19 protein-coding genes are annotated in these 17,575 nt (G+C 40.3%); 16 read left to right on the top strand and 3 right to left on the bottom strand.

What is annotated here, in order from left to right; translation table 11 throughout:
• Position 1 precedes the first annotated feature (1 nt).
• From GSF09_RS10970 to atpG, 9 genes are all read left to right on the top strand, one after another.
• A complete protein-coding gene (locus GSF09_RS10970) occupies positions 2-400 on the top strand; it encodes a polymer-forming cytoskeletal protein (protein WP_159801313.1) in 399 nt (132 codons plus the stop codon).
• Positions 381-611 carry an AtpZ/AtpI family protein gene (locus tag GSF09_RS10965; protein ID WP_159801311.1) on the top strand — a complete coding sequence of 77 codons (231 nt, stop codon included), beginning with the start codon at positions 381-383 and terminating at the stop codon, positions 609-611. The genes GSF09_RS10970 and GSF09_RS10965 overlap by 20 nt, the downstream gene beginning before the upstream one ends.
• A 5-nt stretch (positions 612-616) precedes the next feature.
• Positions 617-988: a hypothetical protein gene (locus GSF09_RS10960; RefSeq protein WP_159801309.1), complete on the top strand. Its 372-nt coding sequence runs from the start codon at positions 617-619 to the stop codon at positions 986-988.
• Between the two features lie 134 nt (positions 989-1,122).
• Positions 1,123-2,271: a F0F1 ATP synthase subunit A gene (atpB, locus tag GSF09_RS10955; protein WP_370515999.1), complete on the top strand. Its 1,149-nt coding sequence runs from the start codon at positions 1,123-1,125 to the stop codon at positions 2,269-2,271.
• Positions 2,272-2,312: 41 nt separating this feature from the next.
• Entirely contained in the window at positions 2,313-2,513 is a 201-nt protein-coding gene (gene atpE / locus GSF09_RS10950; protein WP_159801307.1) for an ATP synthase F0 subunit C, read from the top strand.
• 73 nt (positions 2,514-2,586) lie between these two features.
• Complete coding sequence (locus GSF09_RS10945) at positions 2,587-3,078, top strand: F0F1 ATP synthase subunit B (protein ID WP_159801305.1); 492 nt, start codon at positions 2,587-2,589, stop codon at positions 3,076-3,078.
• Positions 3,079-3,086: 8 nt separating this feature from the next.
• On the top strand, positions 3,087-3,620 hold the full coding sequence (gene atpH / locus GSF09_RS10940) for an ATP synthase F1 subunit delta (protein ID WP_159801303.1): 534 nt from the start codon (positions 3,087-3,089) through the stop codon (positions 3,618-3,620).
• Positions 3,621-3,658: 38 nt separating this feature from the next.
• The gene (gene atpA / locus GSF09_RS10935; RefSeq protein ID WP_159801301.1) at positions 3,659-5,233 is read left to right on the top strand and encodes a F0F1 ATP synthase subunit alpha; all 1,575 of its coding nucleotides are present in this window, start codon (positions 3,659-3,661) and stop codon (positions 5,231-5,233) included.
• A gap of 75 nt (positions 5,234-5,308) precedes the next feature.
• On the top strand, positions 5,309-6,175 hold the full coding sequence (atpG, locus tag GSF09_RS10930; protein ID WP_159801299.1) for an ATP synthase F1 subunit gamma: 867 nt from the start codon (positions 5,309-5,311) through the stop codon (positions 6,173-6,175).
• Between the two features lie 68 nt (positions 6,176-6,243).
• On the opposite strand, the gene GSF09_RS10925 is transcribed toward atpG, so the two are convergent.
• Positions 6,244-8,337, bottom strand: a complete 2,094-nt coding sequence (locus tag GSF09_RS10925) for a prolyl oligopeptidase family serine peptidase (RefSeq protein ID WP_159801297.1) — start codon at positions 8,335-8,337, stop codon at positions 6,244-6,246.
• A gap of 96 nt (positions 8,338-8,433) precedes the next feature.
• Between GSF09_RS10925 and GSF09_RS10920 the strand changes: the two genes are divergently transcribed.
• The 6 genes from GSF09_RS10920 (at position 8,434) to GSF09_RS10895 (ending at position 14,817) form a co-directional block, all read left to right on the top strand.
• Positions 8,434-9,891 carry a lipopolysaccharide biosynthesis protein gene (locus tag GSF09_RS10920; protein ID WP_159801295.1) on the top strand — a complete coding sequence of 486 codons (1,458 nt, stop codon included), beginning with the start codon at positions 8,434-8,436 and terminating at the stop codon, positions 9,889-9,891.
• A 70-nt stretch (positions 9,892-9,961) separates the two neighbouring features.
• Positions 9,962-10,396, top strand: coding sequence for a dUTP diphosphatase (gene dut, locus GSF09_RS10915; protein ID WP_159801293.1), 435 nt, complete (start codon positions 9,962-9,964; stop codon positions 10,394-10,396).
• Positions 10,397-10,424: 28 nt separating this feature from the next.
• A complete protein-coding gene (locus tag GSF09_RS10910; protein WP_159801291.1) occupies positions 10,425-11,435 on the top strand; it encodes a sugar phosphate nucleotidyltransferase in 1,011 nt (336 codons plus the stop codon).
• Positions 11,436-11,440: 5 nt separating this feature from the next.
• Positions 11,441-12,802: a lipopolysaccharide assembly protein LapB gene (locus GSF09_RS10905; RefSeq protein ID WP_159801289.1), complete on the top strand. Its 1,362-nt coding sequence runs from the start codon at positions 11,441-11,443 to the stop codon at positions 12,800-12,802.
• The gene (locus tag GSF09_RS10900) at positions 12,799-13,569 is read left to right on the top strand and encodes a DUF4292 domain-containing protein (protein ID WP_159801287.1); all 771 of its coding nucleotides are present in this window, start codon (positions 12,799-12,801) and stop codon (positions 13,567-13,569) included. Before GSF09_RS10905 ends, GSF09_RS10900 begins: the two co-directional genes overlap by 4 nt.
• Positions 13,570-13,581: 12 nt before the next feature.
• On the top strand, positions 13,582-14,817 hold the full coding sequence (locus tag GSF09_RS10895; RefSeq protein WP_159801285.1) for a murein hydrolase activator EnvC: 1,236 nt from the start codon (positions 13,582-13,584) through the stop codon (positions 14,815-14,817).
• A gap of 45 nt (positions 14,818-14,862) precedes the next feature.
• On the opposite strand, the gene GSF09_RS10890 is transcribed toward GSF09_RS10895, so the two are convergent.
• A complete protein-coding gene (locus GSF09_RS10890; RefSeq protein WP_159801283.1) occupies positions 14,863-15,372 on the bottom strand; it encodes an acyl-CoA thioesterase in 510 nt (169 codons plus the stop codon).
• 62 nt (positions 15,373-15,434) lie between these two features.
• Positions 15,435-16,373: an SPOR domain-containing protein gene (locus GSF09_RS10885; protein ID WP_159801281.1), complete on the bottom strand. Its 939-nt coding sequence runs from the start codon at positions 16,371-16,373 to the stop codon at positions 15,435-15,437.
• A 98-nt stretch (positions 16,374-16,471) separates the two neighbouring features.
• Between GSF09_RS10885 and dprA the strand changes: the two genes are divergently transcribed.
• Positions 16,472-17,575 (top strand): DNA-processing protein DprA, encoded by a 1,104-nt coding sequence (dprA, locus tag GSF09_RS10880; RefSeq protein ID WP_159801504.1) that lies wholly within the window; start codon positions 16,472-16,474, stop codon positions 17,573-17,575.

Genomic DNA, 17,575 nt, shown 5'->3' with positions numbered 1-17,575 from the left:
AATGTTTGAAAAATCCCAAAAGTCATATACTGATTTATTAGGTAAAACAAATAGAATTGTTGAAGGTACAACCATTAAAGGAGATATTATTTCCCAGGGAGATTTTCGCCTGGACGGGGAACTTATAGGCAATTTTACAACAAAAGGTAAAATTGTTATTGGCCCCGGTGGCAGTGTTACCGGCGATATAATATGTAAAAATGCCGATATTGAGGGCCGGTTTAATGGCAGGATAGAAGTAGATGAGTTATTAACTATTAAAGCAAAGGCTTTTATTAAGGGAGATGTAATAACCGGAAAGCTTTCGGTAGAGCCGGGTGCAGAGTTTACTGCCACCTGTGCCATGAAAACAGATGCTAACACAGAAACATTGAAATTAAATGAGCACCAAACAGCCTGATAATAAAAGTAAAAAATGGATTGCACTTATAAATATACCTTTTCAAATGGGGGTAATTATTTGTGCAGGCGTTTTTTTGGGAATATGGCTGGACGGGCAGTTTGGCAAAAAAGACTCTTCGCTTTTTACCATTATATTTTCCCTGCTTGCAGTGTTTATTGCCCTTTATAATGTAATCAGGCAGGTTAAAAACCTGGGTGACAAATCCTGACAGCAATGCTTAAAATGCTTTTAGCCTTCCTGGCATTTTCAATAACGGTATTTGCCTGCCACTTTATAATTACAGAAAATTTTATTGCAGGGCAGTTTTTTTATCCACTTTGGCAGATACATGCATTTTTATTTGTGGCCACAGCTATTATTCTTTTACTGCTCAGGCTTATTCACAGGCATTTTCCCGATAAAACAGGGTTTTTGTTCATGGCGCTCAGCATACTTAAAATGGCTTTTTCGGTAGTGTTCTTTCTGCCGCTCATGAAGGCAGATGTTGCCGACCCGGTGGGCGATGTGCTTAATTTTTTTATACCCTACTTTTTATTTCTCACTTTCGAGGCCGTAGCGGCAGTACGTTTAATAAACAGCAGATAAACGGCTCTTTTATTATTAATTATTTAAAACAGCATACGTTCTAAAAAATATATTTAGATATTTTTAAATGTAAATTAAATATATACCTTTGCAAAAATTTTTTGGACATCAATTTTTGACACTTAAAATTAATTATAGTGATTTCAATTAGGCCATTTCAAGCTCTCGTAACTGCTTTATTGATAGGTTTTTCGGTAAGCACCTATGCAAACACTGAAAACGACAGTACCGCTGTTGCCCATAATGAGGAACATGCGGCGCATGCTGCCCATGGCACGCACGGTGAGGATAAAGAATTTAACGCTTCAGAACTTATAGGCTCGCATATAGGCGACTCGCATGACTTTCATATTTTTGACTGGGGCGGACATCCTATATCATTCAGCCTTCCTGTAATATTATGGACAGATAACGGACTGGTTGTTTTTTCATCAAAACAATTTCACCATGACAACAGTGGCCACCACGTGGTTGAGGCTGACGGTCAAAAATTTGTTCGTTACAACGAAGTAATATATTACGCTGATAAATTTGAGAGCCTGAAGGAAGAAGACCGCTCTGCATTTAATTTTGAGGCAAGGCCGCTTAACTTTTCTGTTACAAGGTTTGTGTTTTCAATGCTAATGTCGGTTATCGTGCTGTTCCTTCTTTTCTCGGCTGTGGCACGTTCGTATAAAAAGAACCCGCAGGCACCTAAAGGGCTTGCCGGTTTCCTTGAGCCGCTGGTGGTGTTTGTAAGGGATGATATTGCCATTCCTAACATTGGTGAGAAAAAGTATGCCAAATACATGCCGTACCTGCTTACCATATTTTTCTTTATTTGGATAAACAACCTTATAGGCCTTATACCGTTTTTCCCATTCGGTTCCAACCTTACAGGAAGTATATACTTTACATTTGTACTTGCATTAATAACTTATCTTGTTACCAGCTTTAGCGGTAATAAAGATTACTGGGCGCACATTTTTAAACCGCCTGTGCCTGTAGCGCTTTACCCTATTATGATTCCGGTAGAGATTATAGGTACGCTTACAAAGCCTTTCGCGTTAATGATACGTCTTTTTGCAAACATTACCGCCGGGCATATTATCATCCTTAGCCTTATATCGCTTATATATATATTTAAAACGGTTGCCATTGCACCGGTATCAGGAGCATTTGTATTGTTCATGAGTGTGCTGGAACTTTTGGTTGCCGCATTACAGGCCTATGTGTTTACATTGCTTAGTGCGTTGTTTATCGGGCAAGCGGTTCAGGAACATGATCATGCAGATCATCATTAAAATTGAGTTTTATTAATTATTAACTATATAAATTTACTATTATGGTATTAGCTGGAATCGGTGCCGGATTAGCTGTAATCGGAGCAGGTATTGGTATTGGAAAAATTGGTGGTTCTGCCATGGATGCAATGGCTCGTCAGCCGGAAGTTGCAAACAAAATCCAAACTGCAATGATTATTGCTGCTGCACTTATTGAAGGTGTTGCTCTTTTCGCAGTTGTTGTTGCGTTAATTGCAAAATAATTAAATCAAAAGTTTCCCGGTGCGGTTGGCATCGGGAAGCTTTATTAAAGTAAACTATCAAAAATCTGAATATATGAATTTTACTGCACCAGAGAGTTTAGTTTTTTGGACAACATTAATATTTATAGTTTTCTTTTTCCTGCTAAAGAAATTTGCGTGGGTTCCAATATTGGCCGCAGTAAGGGGTAGGGAAGAATCTATTAATAAAGCATTACTGGCTGCTGAGGAAGCGCGCCAGGAAATACACAACCTTCAGGCAGATAACCAAAGGATACTGCAGGAGGCAAGGCTTGAAAGGGATGCCATGATAAAAGAGGCAAGGGAAATCAAGGAAAAAATGATTGCCGATGCTAAAGCGGAAGCCCAGGCCGAAGGTGCTAAAATTATCGAGCAGGCAAAAGCCACAATAAACAGCGAAAAAAATGCTGCCATGGCCGAGCTTAAAAACCAGGTTTCAGGCCTGTCGCTTGAAATAGCTGAAAAAATATTAAAAAGCGAACTTTCCGGTAAAGAAGCTCAGTCTGCTATGGTTGAGAAAATGCTGGATGACGTTAAATTAAACTAATCATCGTTATGACAGGTTCAAGAGCTGCAATACGATATGCCAGGGCAATACTGGATATGGCACAAACTTCGGGAGCTGCACAGCAGGTAAGCGAGGATATGGCCCTTATTGCCAAAACTGTTGAAGAAAATAAAGAATTCGCTAACTTTATTACCAGCCCTATTGTAAAGGCAGAGATAAAAGAGTCGGCACTGAACGAAATTTTTGCAGGAACCCATGCGGTTACGCAGGGGCTTTTCAGGCTTTTGCTTGAAAATAAAAGGTTTGAAATGCTTGGCAATATAGCCGCACAGTATAAAGCACAGTTTGATGAAATGAATGGTATTGGTACGGCTACGGTAACTACGGCTTTCCCTATTACCCCCGAGCTTGAAACCAAAGTGCTGGCTAAAATAAAAGAGTTTTCAGATAAAAAAATAACCCTTAAAAACATTGTGGACCCTGCTATAATAGGCGGGTTTATATTAAGGGTGGGCGACAGGCAGTTTAACGCTTCGGTGGCACACAGCCTGCTTACGCTTAAAAGAGAATTGAGTAATTAAGTATTTACCACACAAAAGTGTTTAAATTATAAAATCAGATGGCAGAAATTAAACCAGCTGAAATTTCAGCAATATTAAAGAAACAATTGTCCGGTTTTGAATCGGGTGCTACATTAGAGGAAGTTGGGACCGTTCTTAATGTAGGTGACGGTATTGCCCGTGTTTACGGACTTTCTAACGCACAGTATGGTGAGTTGGTTGAGTTTGAAAACGGGTTAGAGGCTATTGTATTGAACCTTGAGGAAGACAATGTGGGCGTGGTATTGCTTGGCCCTTCAACAGGAATTAAAGAAGGTTCTACCGTAAAAAGGACTCAGCGTATTGCTTCATTAAAAGTTGGTGAACAAATGCTTGGCCGTGTGGTAGATACCCTTGGTAACCCTATTGACGGTAAAGGCCCTATAGGTGGCGACCTTTATGAAATGCCCCTTGAGCGTAAAGCTCCGGGTGTAATTTTCCGCCAGCCGGTAACCGAGCCTTTACAAACAGGTATAAAAGCAGTTGATGCCATGATTCCTGTAGGGCGTGGACAGCGTGAGCTTGTTATTGGCGACCGCCAGACTGGTAAAACAACTGTTTGTATAGATACCATCCTGAACCAGAAAGAATTTTATGATGCAGGTAAGCCTGTATTCTGTATATATGTTGCTGTTGGGCAAAAAGCTTCTACAGTGGCAGGTATAGCCAAAACCCTTGAAGAAAAAGGGGCTATGGCTTATACTATTATTGTTGCGGCTAATGCTTCAGACCCTGCACCAATGCAGGTATATGCCCCAATGGCAGGTGCTGCTATAGGTGAGTACTTCCGTGATACGGGCCGCCCGGCACTTATCATTTATGATGACCTTTCCAAACAGGCAGTTGCATACCGTGAGGTATCACTATTGTTAAGGAGGCCACCGGGACGTGAGGCTTACCCTGGAGACGTTTTCTACCTTCACTCAAGGCTTCTTGAGCGTGCGGCTAAAATTATTGGCGATGACGATATCGCTAAAAACATGAACGACCTTCCGGAATCGCTTAAACCAATTGTAAAAGGCGGCGGTTCATTAACGGCACTTCCTATTATTGAGACACAGGCCGGCGACGTTTCTGCATATATCCCTACCAACGTAATCTCGATTACTGACGGACAGATATTCCTTGAATCAGATTTATTCAACTCGGGTGTACGCCCTGCAATTAACGTAGGTATATCAGTATCGCGTGTGGGTGGTAATGCACAAATCAAGTCAATGAAAAAAGTGGCAGGTACACTTAAGCTTGACCAGGCGCAGTTCCGTGAGCTTGAGGCTTTCGCCAAATTTGGTTCTGACCTTGATGCGGCTACACTTAACGTAATTGAAAAAGGACGCAGGAACGTGGAGATACTTAAACAGGCAGTTAACGACCCATTTAAGGTAGAAGACCAGGTTGCTATTATATATGCCGGTACTAAAAACCTTTTAAGGAAAGTACCTGTAAATAAAGTTAAGGAGTTTGAAAAAGATTACCTTGAGTACCTTAACGCTAAGCACAGGGATACCCTTGATGCGCTTAAGGCCGGTAAGTTTTCGGATGAACTGACTGATGTGCTTGAAAAAGCAGCTACAGAAATTGCAGCAAAATATTAATTGAGACAGTATATTTTAGTAGTGGGGATTTAGAGGATAAACCTTAATTCCCACTGCTCAATACTAAATAAACAAATGGCAAACTTAAAGGAAATACGCAACAGGATAGCTTCTGTTTCATCCACAATGCAAATTACAAGTGCGATGAAAATGGTTTCTGCTGCCAAGCTTAAAAAGGCACAGGATGCTATTACAGCCATGAGGCCTTATTCTGAAAAGCTTACCGAACTACTGCAAAACCTTAGCGCTACCCTTGATGGCGACAACGGAGGTGTTTTTGCCGAGCAGCGCCCGGTTAATAAGGTGCTTCTTGTGGTTATTACATCAAACAGGGGGTTGTGCGGTGCTTTTAACAGTAATGTTGTAAAGCAGGTTAAAGTATTGCAGGAGGCTTATGCCGGCAAAAAGATTGATGTATTGACCATAGGTAAAAAAGGTAACGATGCATTAAGGAAATCGGCTGCTATTGTAGCTAATGAAAGCCAGGTTTTTGATGACCTTACTTTTGAAAATGTGGCTGCCATAGCACAGGAGCTTATGGATAAGTTTACCGCAGGTGAGTATGACAAGATAGAGTTGGTGTATAACCATTTTAAAAATGCTGCCACGCAAATAGTACTGACAGAACAGTTCCTGCCTTTGGCCCCGGCTGCAAAAGCTGAAGAAAAAGCAAATGTTACTACCGACTATATTTTTGAACCCTCAAAAGAGGAGATAGTAAAAAGCCTTATACCTTTGTCGTTAAAAACACAGCTTTACAAAGCCATACGCGATTCTTTTGCTTCAGAGCATGGTGCCCGTATGACGGCTATGCACAAAGCTACCGACAATGCTACCGCATTAAGGAACCAGCTTAAGCTTACTTACAACAAAGCACGCCAGGCTGCCATTACAGGAGAAATTCTTGAAATTGTGGGCGGTGCAGAAGCTTTGAATAACTAAGGAATAAACAAACAAACATAAATGAGAAGGCTGCCGAAAGGCAGCCTTTTTTATTTTACACCTTAATATTATTTCTTTAAATAATATAACAGGAAAGAATACACTTCAGATTCTTCCTGTAAGTGTTCTTCGTTATTAGTAGTTACACCATAATGCCCTGCGTTTCGGCGCGTTTTTAAATATACAGGATTGATTTGCGCAGCGCGGTTTTGCAGCTTTGCTGCAAATTTATAGGAGTGTACCGGGGGTACCCTGTCATCGTTATCAGATGTTATAATCAACGTAGCAGGATAGTTAACATCTTCCTTTATATTGTGGTAGGGTGAATAATCCATCATAGCGGTAAATTCCTCTTCAACATCAGGGTCGCCATACTCATCAAGGTGAAAGCGTGCCACCGTATAATTATTAAATTTTGCCATATCATATACCCCAACCTTTGGAATAGCTACTTTAAATAAATCGGGCCTTTTAACCATTGCTGCTCCTACCAGCAGCCCTCCCTGCGAACCGCCTGTAATACCCAGCCTGTCAGGCGAGGTATATTTTTGGCTGATTAAAAATTCCGCGGCATCTATAAAATCATTTATGGTATTTATCTTTTTTAAGGCAGTGCCTTCGGTATGCCATTTGCGTCCTTTTTCTCCGCCGCCCCTCACTTCGGCATAAGCATATACCCCACCATTGCTTAAAAAGTAAATAAGCCCCACATCATAACTTGGTTGTGTTACTGTGCCAAATCCGCCATAAGCCTCAAGCAAAGTAGGGTTTGTGCCATCGAGAACTATGTCTTTTTTATGGATAATGGTAATGGGCACTTCTACACCGTCTCTTGAAGTATAGGTAGTGGTGTTAGTTACAAAATATTCGGGAGGGAAGGGGGCTGTTGTTTTTGCATAGGTTGGGTTTACAAACCTGTCGTAGGCTCCATCTTCCAGATTTAAGGTAAATAATATAGGGGGTATGGTATGCGAGGTAACATAAAATATGGCTTCCGTATCTGCATAATCATAACTGCTAAGCACTACATCCATTCCTTTAGGGGTTTGTATCTTTTTTATGAATTTACCGTTGCGGTCAAAAAGCATAAAATAGTTGCCATCGGTATTTTTGTATTTGCATAAAATCCTGTCCTTAAAAAGGTAGGAGCCTACCAGAAGCTGATTTTGGTATTGTGGTACCACCACCTTTTTAATAGATGGGTTTTCAAGGTCAAAATATTCTACATCGCCCCAGTTGGACTGCCTGCTGTCAATGTAAAATTTATTGTCATAATAGCCAATCATATCAAAATTAACCCTGGCATTATCCAGGAATTTAACAAGTTCAAATTTTTCTTTCGTCAGGTCGGCATAATAATAGTCGGCAATACTTTCGGTTTTGTCAAAGGCACCTATAAAAAGCTTTGTACCGTCATAAGAAGTAAATGTAGACACTTGCCCCTCGATACCAGAAACGTCAAATACCAATCCATCATTTTTTACATCTGTCCCTAATTTATGGTAATATACATGGTAGGTGGAATCGAGCGCAAACTGGCTGGTATTACTGTTTTTTTTATAAAATATGCCCTCATCGCCTTTCCAGGCAATATTGCCAAACTTGGCATTTTTTATTACATCATCATACTTACGACCGCTTTTTATGGTTGTAAAACGGATTTCATATTGGTCACTGCCGTCAATCATCAATTTATAGGCAAGTATTTCAGAGTTGATGGAAGGTGAGTAATCAATAATATTTACTGTTTTGCCATTGTAAAAAAAGTTAGGGTTAACCAGCATTATATTGTTACCGTTAATGTTTTTACGGTAGGCAAGTGAAGGTGTTTGCACCTCTTTACCATAATAGCGCACCAGCGAATAATAATATGTCCTTTTTTTATGGGGCAGGCGGTAACTGGTCTGGTTAGAATATTTGGTAAGCAAAGGCAGCGGATATACCGAGGCAGAAAGCCCGTTAATGTGGGAGTTATACAATTTATTCTGGCTATCAACCCAGTTATTTACCTCCTCACCGCGCATATCCTCAAGCCATGCATAATCATCATTGTAAGTAATGTTGTGGCGTGTAAGTGTAAGGGGTTCTTTTTTTGTTTCAGGATAATTTTGGGTAAACCCTGCTACAGGTAAAAGTAAAAGGAATAGTAAAAGAAATTTCATGAAATTGGTTTTGCGGGCAAATATAAAACTATAAATCAATGCTTACATATCCTTAAAATTATATTTATACTTTTGTGTATTATAACCGCTTAACCCTTGAGCCTTTACAAAAGCCTTTTTAAACAAACTGCAATTTATGGCATTGCCACGGTGGTGCCCCGTATTTTCAGTTTCCTGTTAACGCCGCTTTATACCGACCAGCTGCCTGAAGAAGAGTATGGTGAAATATCGCTGATATTTGCCTGTATGGCATTTTTTAATGTTATACTGGCCTATGGTATGGAAACGGCCTTTTTCAGGTTTTACAATAGCGATGATAAAAATAAGGTGCTTAGCACCTCTATGGTTTCACTATTTGTATCATCATTATCTTTTTTAATTGTTGCGCTGTTCTTCAGGAGCTTTTTTGCCGAGGCATTAAATACCAGTGTAGAGTATGTTATTTATAACATCTGGATACTTGCGCTTGATGCCCTTGTAATTATACCTTTTGCAAGATTAAGGGCGCAGGGAAAACCAAAGTTTTATGCGCTGCTTAAAATAGGGAATGTAGCTGTAAACCTTTTCTTTAATGTATTCTTCCTTATCTTCCTCCCCCGTTTGGCAAAACAGGCACCAGATGGTTTTTGGGTTTCGGTTTACCAGCCGGGCTATGAAATAGGCTATATTTTTATTTCCAACGTAATAGCCAGCCTGCTGACACTTTTGGTTTTACTTCCGGATTATTTTAAAACCACCTGGCAGTTGGATAAAAAACTGTGGAAAAGAATGATGCAATACAGCATACCTGTACTTATAGCAGGTATAGCATTTGTTATTAATGAAACATTTGACCGTATTTTCCTGGAGCATTTACTGCCTGCAGGTATTGCCAAAGCAGAAATAGGTATTTACTCCGCATGCTATAAGCTGGCAGTGTTTATGACGCTTTTTGCAACCGCATTCCGCCTTGGTATAGAGCCGTTCTTTTTCAGCCATGCCAAAAATGAAAATGCACCGCAAACCTATGCTTTAATCACCAAATATTTTGTGATATTCGGTTCGGCTATATTACTGGGTGTTGTGGTGTTTTCAGATATACTGAAAATAATAATGGTGCGCCGCGAATCGTATTGGGAAGGGATGAAGGTAGTGCCTTTGGTAATAATAGCAAACTTCTTCCTTGGCATTTACCATAACCTTTCGGTATGGTATAAACTTTCCGATAAAACTAAAATAGGCGCTTATATTTCCATAGCCGGGGCTGTAGTAACCATAGTGCTTAATTTTACATTAATTCCCATATGGAGTTACATGGGCTCGGCCGTGGCAACTATCTCAGCATACGGCACCATGATGCTGATATCATATATCTTAGGGAATAAATATTATCCTATTCCTTATGATATGAAGAAAATAAGCAGCTACCTTGGTATTTCCATTGTCCTGTCGCTTGTTTATTTTTATTATTTCAGGGAAAATTATTTTTTCGGCGTGGCGGCAATAGCGTTTTACGGCTGGCTTATTTACTTTTGGGAAAAGGAAACACTGCTCAGGATTTTAAAGCGCTCATAACAAATAATTCAAACTAAAGGCTTGGTTATTACTTATACTATTTTGATATTTGGATTTATAAATATACAGCATGACAATTAAAATCATTAATAAATCACAGCACGCTCTGCCGGAATATGAAACAATGGCATCGGCGGGTATGGATTTACGTGCCAACCTTGAAGAGCCTGTAACATTAAGCCCATTGGGGAGGGCAATTATTAAAACCGGGCTTTTTATAGAGTTGCCCATAGGTTTTGAGGCACAGGTGCGCCCCCGCAGCGGGCTGGCTGCCAAAAAAGGCATTACCGTGCTTAACAGCCCGGGGACTGTTGATGCTGATTACCGTGGTGAAATTGGCGTTATCCTGGTTAATCTTTCCAATGAGGCACATATTATTGAAAATGGAGACAGGATTGCACAGCTTGTAATTGCCAGGCATGAACGTGCCGAGTGGCAGGAGGCCGAGGCACTAAGCGAAACAACCCGTGGTGCCGGAGGATTTGGCAGTACAGGTACAAAATAAAAACCCAAAAACACCTTAAAATATAATTATGAAAATTATTGTTCCAATGGCAGGGAGGGGCTCACGCCTGCGCCCACACACACTTACAGTACCAAAACCCTTAATACCTATAGCTGGCAAGCCTATTGTACACAGGCTTGTGGAAGATATTGCAGGGGTAATCAATCAGGATATTGAAGAAATAGCTTTTATTATACATAAGGATTTTGGCGATAAAGTGGCTAAAGACCTTATTGGTATAGCCGAAAAGCTTGGTGCAAAAGGTAAAATTTACTACCAGGAGGAACCATTGGGTACTGCCCATGCCATAATGAGCGCAAAGGATTCTATGAGCGGGCCGATAGTTGTTGCCTATGCCGACACACTTTTCAGGGCTGATTTTACGTTAGATACTACAGCCGACAGTGTAATATGGGTAAAACAGGTTGACGACCCAAGTGCGTTTGGTGTGGTACAGCTTAATGACAGGAACGAGATTGTTGATTTTGTAGAAAAGCCAAAAGAGTTTGTTTCTGACCTGGCCATAATTGGTATATATTATTTTAAAAGCGGCGAAACGCTTCGCAGCGAGCTGCAATACCTGTTAGATAATAATATTGTAAAGGGCGGCGAATACCAGCTTACAGACGGGCTGGAGAACATGAAGCAAAAAGGCATGAAATTTGTTCCCGGTAAAGTGGACGAGTGGATGGATTGCGGAAATAAAAATGTAACGGTAGAAACCAATTCCCGAATGTTGGGCTTTTTACAGCAAGATGGGGAAAATATGGTTTCAGGCAATGTACAGATAGAAAACAGTACAATTGTACCGCCTTGTTATATTGGCGAAAATGTAGTGCTTAAAAATGCAACAGTTGGGCCTAATGTATCGTTGGGGAATAATACAAAGGTTGAGGACAGCACAATTAAAAACAGCCTTGTGCAAACCAATAGCACTATCAGGAATGCAAACCTTGATAATGCAATGATTGGCAACCATGCGGTATTTAACGGTAAGTTTACCAGTATAAGCATAGGCGACTATTCGGCTATGGAATAAATTAAATGAAAAGTAAAATCTTTTTTTGCGGACTGCTGCTGTCAGGGTGCCTTTGGTATCCTGCAGTTTTGCATGCCCAGCAGGAGCCTGATGAAATTGCACTTGCCAACAATGAGTTTGAAAATAATTTTTATGAGGCACTAAAGCAAAAAGGGATTGAAAATTATGATAAGGCAATTGCAGTACTGCAAAAATGCCGCACTGCGGAGCCTAACAATCCGGTAGTTTACAATGAACTTGGCAAAAATTACCTGTCTTTAAAAAACTATCCCGAAGCAGAAAAAGCATTTTTAAGGGCAACACAGCTTGACCCCTCCAACCGCTGGTACTGGCAGGGGCTTTATGATACTTATTATGCACAGCAGGACTTTAATAAATGCATACCAATTGTTTTAAAACTCACCGAGTGGCGTAAGCAATACTATCAGGAAGACCTCGTTTCTTTATACATGTACACCGGTCAGTTTGATAAGGCACTTGAGCTTATAAAAGAACTGGAAGAAACTGCGGGCAGTTCGGAAAAGCGGGAAATGTACAAGCTACAGATATTGGCCAATGACAAGTACAGGAAGCCGCAAAAAGAAACCCTTGAAGAAGCCATTAAAAGAAATCCTAAAGAGGAATCGAATTATATTGAGCTGATTTATTTGTATTCGGCCAGCAACCAGGAAGAAAAAGCACTGGAGGTTGCAAAAATGCTGGAAAAGCAAATTCCGGAATCAGACTGGGCACAGGTAAGTCTTTTTAAGTTCCACCTTAATAATAATGATGGCGATAAGGCTGCACAGTCTATGTTCAGGGTTTTGGGAAGCCAGAAGATTGACGGCAAAATAAAGCACAGGATATTAAATGAGTTTTTAATATATGCCAGTAATAATCCTCAGTACAGGACAGACCTTGATAAAGCCATAGGTTATTTTGAAGGGGATAAAGAGGTGAATGTGGCAAAAGAAGTTGCAAAATTCTTTTTCAATAAAAAAGACTATGCGCTTTCAGCGCAGTACCTTGAAAAAAGCCTTGGTGCCACTCCTGATGATATTGAAGCTGTGGAACTGCTTTTATATTCGTATCAGGAAGGCACAGACTTTAATCAACTGCTTAAAAAATCGTCTTACTATATAGATTTATACCCTACCCAGCCACGCTTGTATTATTTTGCAGGCTATGCCGCCAACAGGCTGAATGATTATAAAAAAGGCAAGGACTTCCTTGAAAGCGGTATTGATTTTATAGTGGAAGATATAGAACTTGAAACAGGTTTTAATCGCGAACTTGCCAAATCTTATGAAGGCTTGGGCAACACAGCCAAAATGAATACCCACACCAACCGTGTAAATGAATTGCTGAAACAGAAAAAAAGCAGATGAAAAAAATAATAGCGGCCATAATGGTATTAAGCCTTTTGACGGCATGCAAATCAAAACAGGTTGTGGTTGAGGAACAGGCTGCAGATGAAGCCAGGTCGGCCAAGGAAATTATAAACGGGCATTATAACAATGCCAAGAATTTTTCTACGTTATATATAAAAGCCGATGTAAAGTATAGCGATAGCAGGCAGTCGCAAAGCCTTACCGCCGAAATAAGGATAAAAAAAGACGAGAAGATACTTATAAGCCTTCGGTTTTTAGGCATTACAATGGCTAAAGGTTATATAACCCCTGAAAAAGTAAGTTATTATGAAAAGCTGAACGGTACTTACTTTGAGGGCGATTATGAGGTGTTGAGCCGCTGGCTGGGTACTGAACTGGATTTTTATAAGATGCAGAACATGCTTATAGGCGAGGCAATTTATGATTTGCATAAAGATATTTACAAACCGTCTATAGAAAAGGATAAGTATAAGCTTATGTCAGACAGGAATGGAATAATAAAAGAGTTCTTTTTTGAAGGCGCAAATTACCTGTTAAAACAGCAGCTTATTGCACAGGGCGGGCCGGAGCCGAGAAGCCTCGACATAAAATACCCGGCGCATACAGAGCATCCTAAAGCAATACTGCCTGCCAAAATCAATATTACGGCACAACAAAAAGATAAGGTTACAATTAATATTGCCTATAATAATATTACCTTTGACGAAGACCTTTCATTTCCTTTTAGCATACCGCAGGGTTTTGAACAGATTTTTATTGACTAATTGCTTACAAACATGAAAAAAATATTCCTTGCCATTTTTTTGACAGGCTTTATTTTGGCAGCGCACGCGCAGACTGACCAAAAGAAAAAACTGGAGCAGCGAAAAGCGCAGATTCAAAAGGAAATAAGGGAATTCAGGGAATTATTAAGCAGGGAAAATAAAAAGGAAAAGTCAGTACTTAGTAAAATTTCGGATAATAATGCCAAAATAAAACTGAGCGAGAGGCTTATAAACAATACACAAAAGCAAACCAAGATACTTACGGATGAAATTTACCTTAACCAGCTTAAGATAAACAAGCTTAAGAGGGAGCTTAAAGTGCTTAAGGAAGATTATGCCAACATGATTGTAAAGGCATATAAAAACCGTTCGCAGCAAAGCCGTATAATGTTTATTCTCTCTTCCGAAAGTTTCCTGCAGGCCTATAAAAGGATGCAGTATATGAAACAATATGCGAGCTTCAGGAAAATACAGGGCGAGGAAATTAAAAGTAAAATGGCCGAGCTTGAAAAAATAAGTAATACACTTAACGCCCAAAAGGCTGAAAAAGTACAGCTTCTTGCCGAAACTGAAAAAGAAAGGGAAAGCCTTGAACAGGAAAAACAGGAGCAGGAAAAACTTATAAAATCTATTCAGAAAGATAAGAAAAGAATAACCTCTGACATTAAGAAAAGGCAGGCTGAAGAGCGTGATATTGAGCGCAAAATTGATAAATTGATCAAGGAGGCTATTGCCGCTGCCAATAAAAAGGCTACAGGTACTACTAAATCTACCAAAGCCACATCTACCGCTGCGCCTAATAAAATTGTGCTTACCAAAGAAGGTAAAATTATAGCCGATAACTTTAAAGCGAATAAGGGCAGGCTTTCATGGCCGGTGGAGTATGGCTATATCTCTATGCATTATGGCACACAGCCACACCCGGTTATCAGGACGCTTGAAATTCACCATAGCTGGACAGAGATAACCACCAAGCCGGGAGCCAGTGCAAGGTCTATTTATGATGGGGAGGTAATGAGTGTACAGATTATATCAGGAACAGTATCGGTATTGATACAGCACGGTGATTATATTACTGTTTACCACAATCTTTCTTCTGTTAGTGTAAGGGAAGGCGATAAGGTGAGCCGTAACCAAAATATAGGTAAGGTGTTTACAAATCCTAATACCGGTAAAACCTATATTAAGTTCATGATATTGCAAAACACCACCTACCTTAACCCTGAACAGTGGATTACCACAATGTAAATTAAGATATAAAAAAACCGGGTTATCCCGGTTTTTTTATAAATTCTATATAAATAATGCTTTAAGTTCGGTAGCATCATGCGGACTCATTTTTCCGGCAAGTACCAGGCTCAGTTGTTTCCTTCGCAATGCAGCGTCAAAGCGTTGTTTTTCCAAATCGGTTTGCGGTTCTATTGCAGGCACTTCTACCGGCCTTCCTGTTTCATCAACAGCTACAAAAGTATATATGGCTTCATTGGCCTTTGCCCTGGTGCCTGATTCCCTGTCTTCCGTCCACACATCAATAAAAATTTCCATTGAGGTTTTAAAGGTTCTGGATACCTTAGCCTCTACAGTAACCACGCTGCCTAAAGGTATTGCGCGGTTAAATGCCACATGGTTTACCGAAGCCGTAACCACAATCCTCCTGGAGTGCCTTCTTGCAGCTATGCTTGCCGCACGGTCCATGCGTGCTAAAAGCTCACCGCCAAAAAGGTTGTTAAGCGGGTTGGTTTCTCCCGGCAGCACAAGGTCGGTCATTATGCACATTGAGTCTGAAGGATATTTTGCCTGCATAGTAAATTTTTGGCAAAGATACTACAGTTAACAAAAAATCCCCGAAGGCGGGGATTGTTTTATTATTCTTTTATGAAAATCCATGCTTCACGGTCGTAAGTACGGTGAATTTTCCTCATAGTATCCTGTGCTTCTGCATAAGTGGCATAACTGCCATAGGAAACGGGGTAAAGCCCATATTTATTTTTTTCCAGCCTTTCCGGCGTAAAGCCTTTTGCCTTGAGTTTTGCCGCAGCTTTGCCGGCATTTTCTTCACTGCGGAAAGCCCCTGCAATAATGTGGTAGGGCAGTATTTTTGTTTCCTCCTTTACCGTAAGTTTAACGGCAGGAATGGGGTTATCAATAAAAAATGTAGCCTGCTGTATCCTGTTTTGTACTTTTTCCTGTACCGCTTTTTCGACTAGCAGGGTTTGCCTTGCCACTTCATTATCATGGTAAACCTTAAACCCTGCTGCACCTGCAGTAAGCGCCACAACAAATATAGCAGCATATTTAAGGTAGGAATAATTTCTTTTTCTTTCAGGAGTAAACACAACAGGTGCTTTTTCTTCAATGGCTTCTGCAACAGCTTTAAGTTCCTCCCGCTTAACGGCAGGCGAAACAAATGAAGCAAGGCCAAAAGCATCGGTAAGGTAGTTTACAGGTGTTTCGGGCACAAAAACAATATTGCCTTCCGCATTGCGCGATAGCTGCCCTATATTTTTAAGCAATAAAAAAGTACCGTTTTTTAATTCAGCCTGCCATAATGCGGTTTTTTTATTAATAGCAGCAGTAGCCTCATCAAAAGATATTTTTTCCTGTAAGGCAATATGGTTGGCTAAAAGCCCGTCATTATTCTTTAAATTCGCATTGAAGGAAATGAGCTTTTTTGGTGGATAGAAAGTATGTGTTTCAGCATCCAGCCGGGCCGGTTGTGTTTCTGCAAGGAATGCACCAAAGCCGGGGATGGTAACACACTGATAGCGATATAATAAAGCCGATATGTATTTTTCTATCATCATAACAACAAAATTAGCCATTCAATAGTGAAAACAAAATTTTATTCACAAATTTTATTCACAAAAAACAAGAAATTAAGTAAGCTGCTTTTTTTATGCTAATGACTGAAAATGAATTGTTTAATACGCTTGCTTTATTGCAGGTGGAGGGAGTGGGCGATATTGTTGCCAAAAAACTGATTGCTCATTTTGGCAATGCGGAAAATATATTCAAAGCGAAAAAAGCCAGCCTTCTAGCGGTAGAAGGAGTGGGTGAGGTGTTATACAGAAACCTTCAAAATAAGGAAGCTTTCACTATTGCCCAAAAGGAGATGGATTTTATAAGGGAGTCAGGCATCAAACCATTGTATTTTCAGGAAAGGGAATATCCTGAAAGGTTAAAGCATTGTATTGACGGCCCTGTGTTGCTGTTTGGCTCAGGCAATATAAATATGGAGGGAAAGAAAACGGTAAGCATAGTAGGGACAAGGCAAATGACGTCCTATGGTTCTGATTTTTACCGCAGGCTTATTGAAGACCTTGCACCGTTAAACCCGGTAATCATAAGTGGTTTTGCCTATGGGGTGGATATTCATGCCCATTGTGTTGCTATGGAGAATAACCTGCAAACCATAGGCGTGGTAGCACACGGGCTTAACCAAATATACCCTAAGCCGCATAAAAAATACATGGCAAGGATGGAGCAGGATGGCGGTTTCTTAACAGAGTTCTGGAGCTACTCAAGTCCTGATAAGGAAAATTTTGTGAAGCGTAACCGTATTGTTGCAGGTATAGCTGAGGCTACTGTAATAGTAGAAAGTAGCGACAAGGGAGGCTCACTGATTACGGCTAATTTTGCCAATGACTATAACCGAGATGTTTTTGCAGTGCCGGGCAGGGTGAGCGATAAATACAGCCAGGGCTGCAACAACCTTATTAAAACCCAAAAGGCAAACCTGCTGACAAGTGCCGCCGACCTAATTTACATGATGAACTGGGATATACAGGAGAAGAAAACCAAAACAGTACAAAAACAGCTTTTTGTAACCCTTGAGCCCGAAGAACAAAAAATATATGATTACCTCTTAAAGCAGGGAAAAGAGCAAATGGATATTATTGCACTGGAATGTGGTATTCCCGTATTTAAAGTTTCATCGCTGCTTTTGAACATGGAACTGAAAGGTGTTATACGGCCATTGCCCGGAAAAATGTTTGAGGCAATATAA

The sequence above is a fragment of the Flavobacterium sp. MK4S-17 genome, from assembly GCF_009848495.1.
Lineage (GTDB): Bacteria > Bacteroidota > Bacteroidia > Flavobacteriales > Flavobacteriaceae > Flavobacterium.
Note: the sequence above shows the minus strand (reverse complement) of the source record. Positions and strands in the feature narration are given on the sequence as shown.

Bases quoted from the DNA above. Each gene is read 5' to 3' on its own strand.
- GSF09_RS10900 (WP_159801287.1), top strand. From the start codon at position 12,799: ATGAAAAAAATAATAGCGGCCATAATGGTATTAAGCCTTTTGACGGCA.
- GSF09_RS10910 (WP_159801291.1), top strand. From the start codon at position 10,425: ATGAAAATTATTGTTCCAATGGCAGGGAGGGGCTCACGCCTGCGCCCA.
- GSF09_RS10890 (WP_159801283.1), bottom strand. From the start codon at position 15,372: ATGCAGGCAAAATATCCTTCAGACTCAATGTGCATAATGACCGACCTT.
- GSF09_RS10960 (WP_159801309.1), top strand. From the start codon at position 617: ATGCTTAAAATGCTTTTAGCCTTCCTGGCATTTTCAATAACGGTATTT.
- GSF09_RS10885 (WP_159801281.1), bottom strand. From the start codon at position 16,373: ATGATGATAGAAAAATACATATCGGCTTTATTATATCGCTATCAGTGT.
- atpH (WP_159801303.1), top strand. From the start codon at position 3,087: ATGACAGGTTCAAGAGCTGCAATACGATATGCCAGGGCAATACTGGAT.
- GSF09_RS10905 (WP_159801289.1), top strand. From the start codon at position 11,441: ATGAAAAGTAAAATCTTTTTTTGCGGACTGCTGCTGTCAGGGTGCCTT.
- atpA (WP_159801301.1), top strand. From the start codon at position 3,659: ATGGCAGAAATTAAACCAGCTGAAATTTCAGCAATATTAAAGAAACAA.
- atpG (WP_159801299.1), top strand. From the start codon at position 5,309: ATGGCAAACTTAAAGGAAATACGCAACAGGATAGCTTCTGTTTCATCC.
- GSF09_RS10945 (WP_159801305.1), top strand. From the start codon at position 2,587: ATGAATTTTACTGCACCAGAGAGTTTAGTTTTTTGGACAACATTAATA.
- GSF09_RS10970 (WP_159801313.1), top strand. From the start codon at position 2: ATGTTTGAAAAATCCCAAAAGTCATATACTGATTTATTAGGTAAAACA.
- GSF09_RS10895 (WP_159801285.1), top strand. From the start codon at position 13,582: ATGAAAAAAATATTCCTTGCCATTTTTTTGACAGGCTTTATTTTGGCA.
- atpE (WP_159801307.1), top strand. From the start codon at position 2,313: ATGGTATTAGCTGGAATCGGTGCCGGATTAGCTGTAATCGGAGCAGGT.
- dut (WP_159801293.1), top strand. From the start codon at position 9,962: ATGACAATTAAAATCATTAATAAATCACAGCACGCTCTGCCGGAATAT.
- GSF09_RS10965 (WP_159801311.1), top strand. From the start codon at position 381: ATGAGCACCAAACAGCCTGATAATAAAAGTAAAAAATGGATTGCACTT.
- dprA (WP_159801504.1), top strand. From the start codon at position 16,472: ATGACTGAAAATGAATTGTTTAATACGCTTGCTTTATTGCAGGTGGAG.
- GSF09_RS10925 (WP_159801297.1), bottom strand. From the start codon at position 8,337: ATGAAATTTCTTTTACTATTCCTTTTACTTTTACCTGTAGCAGGGTTT.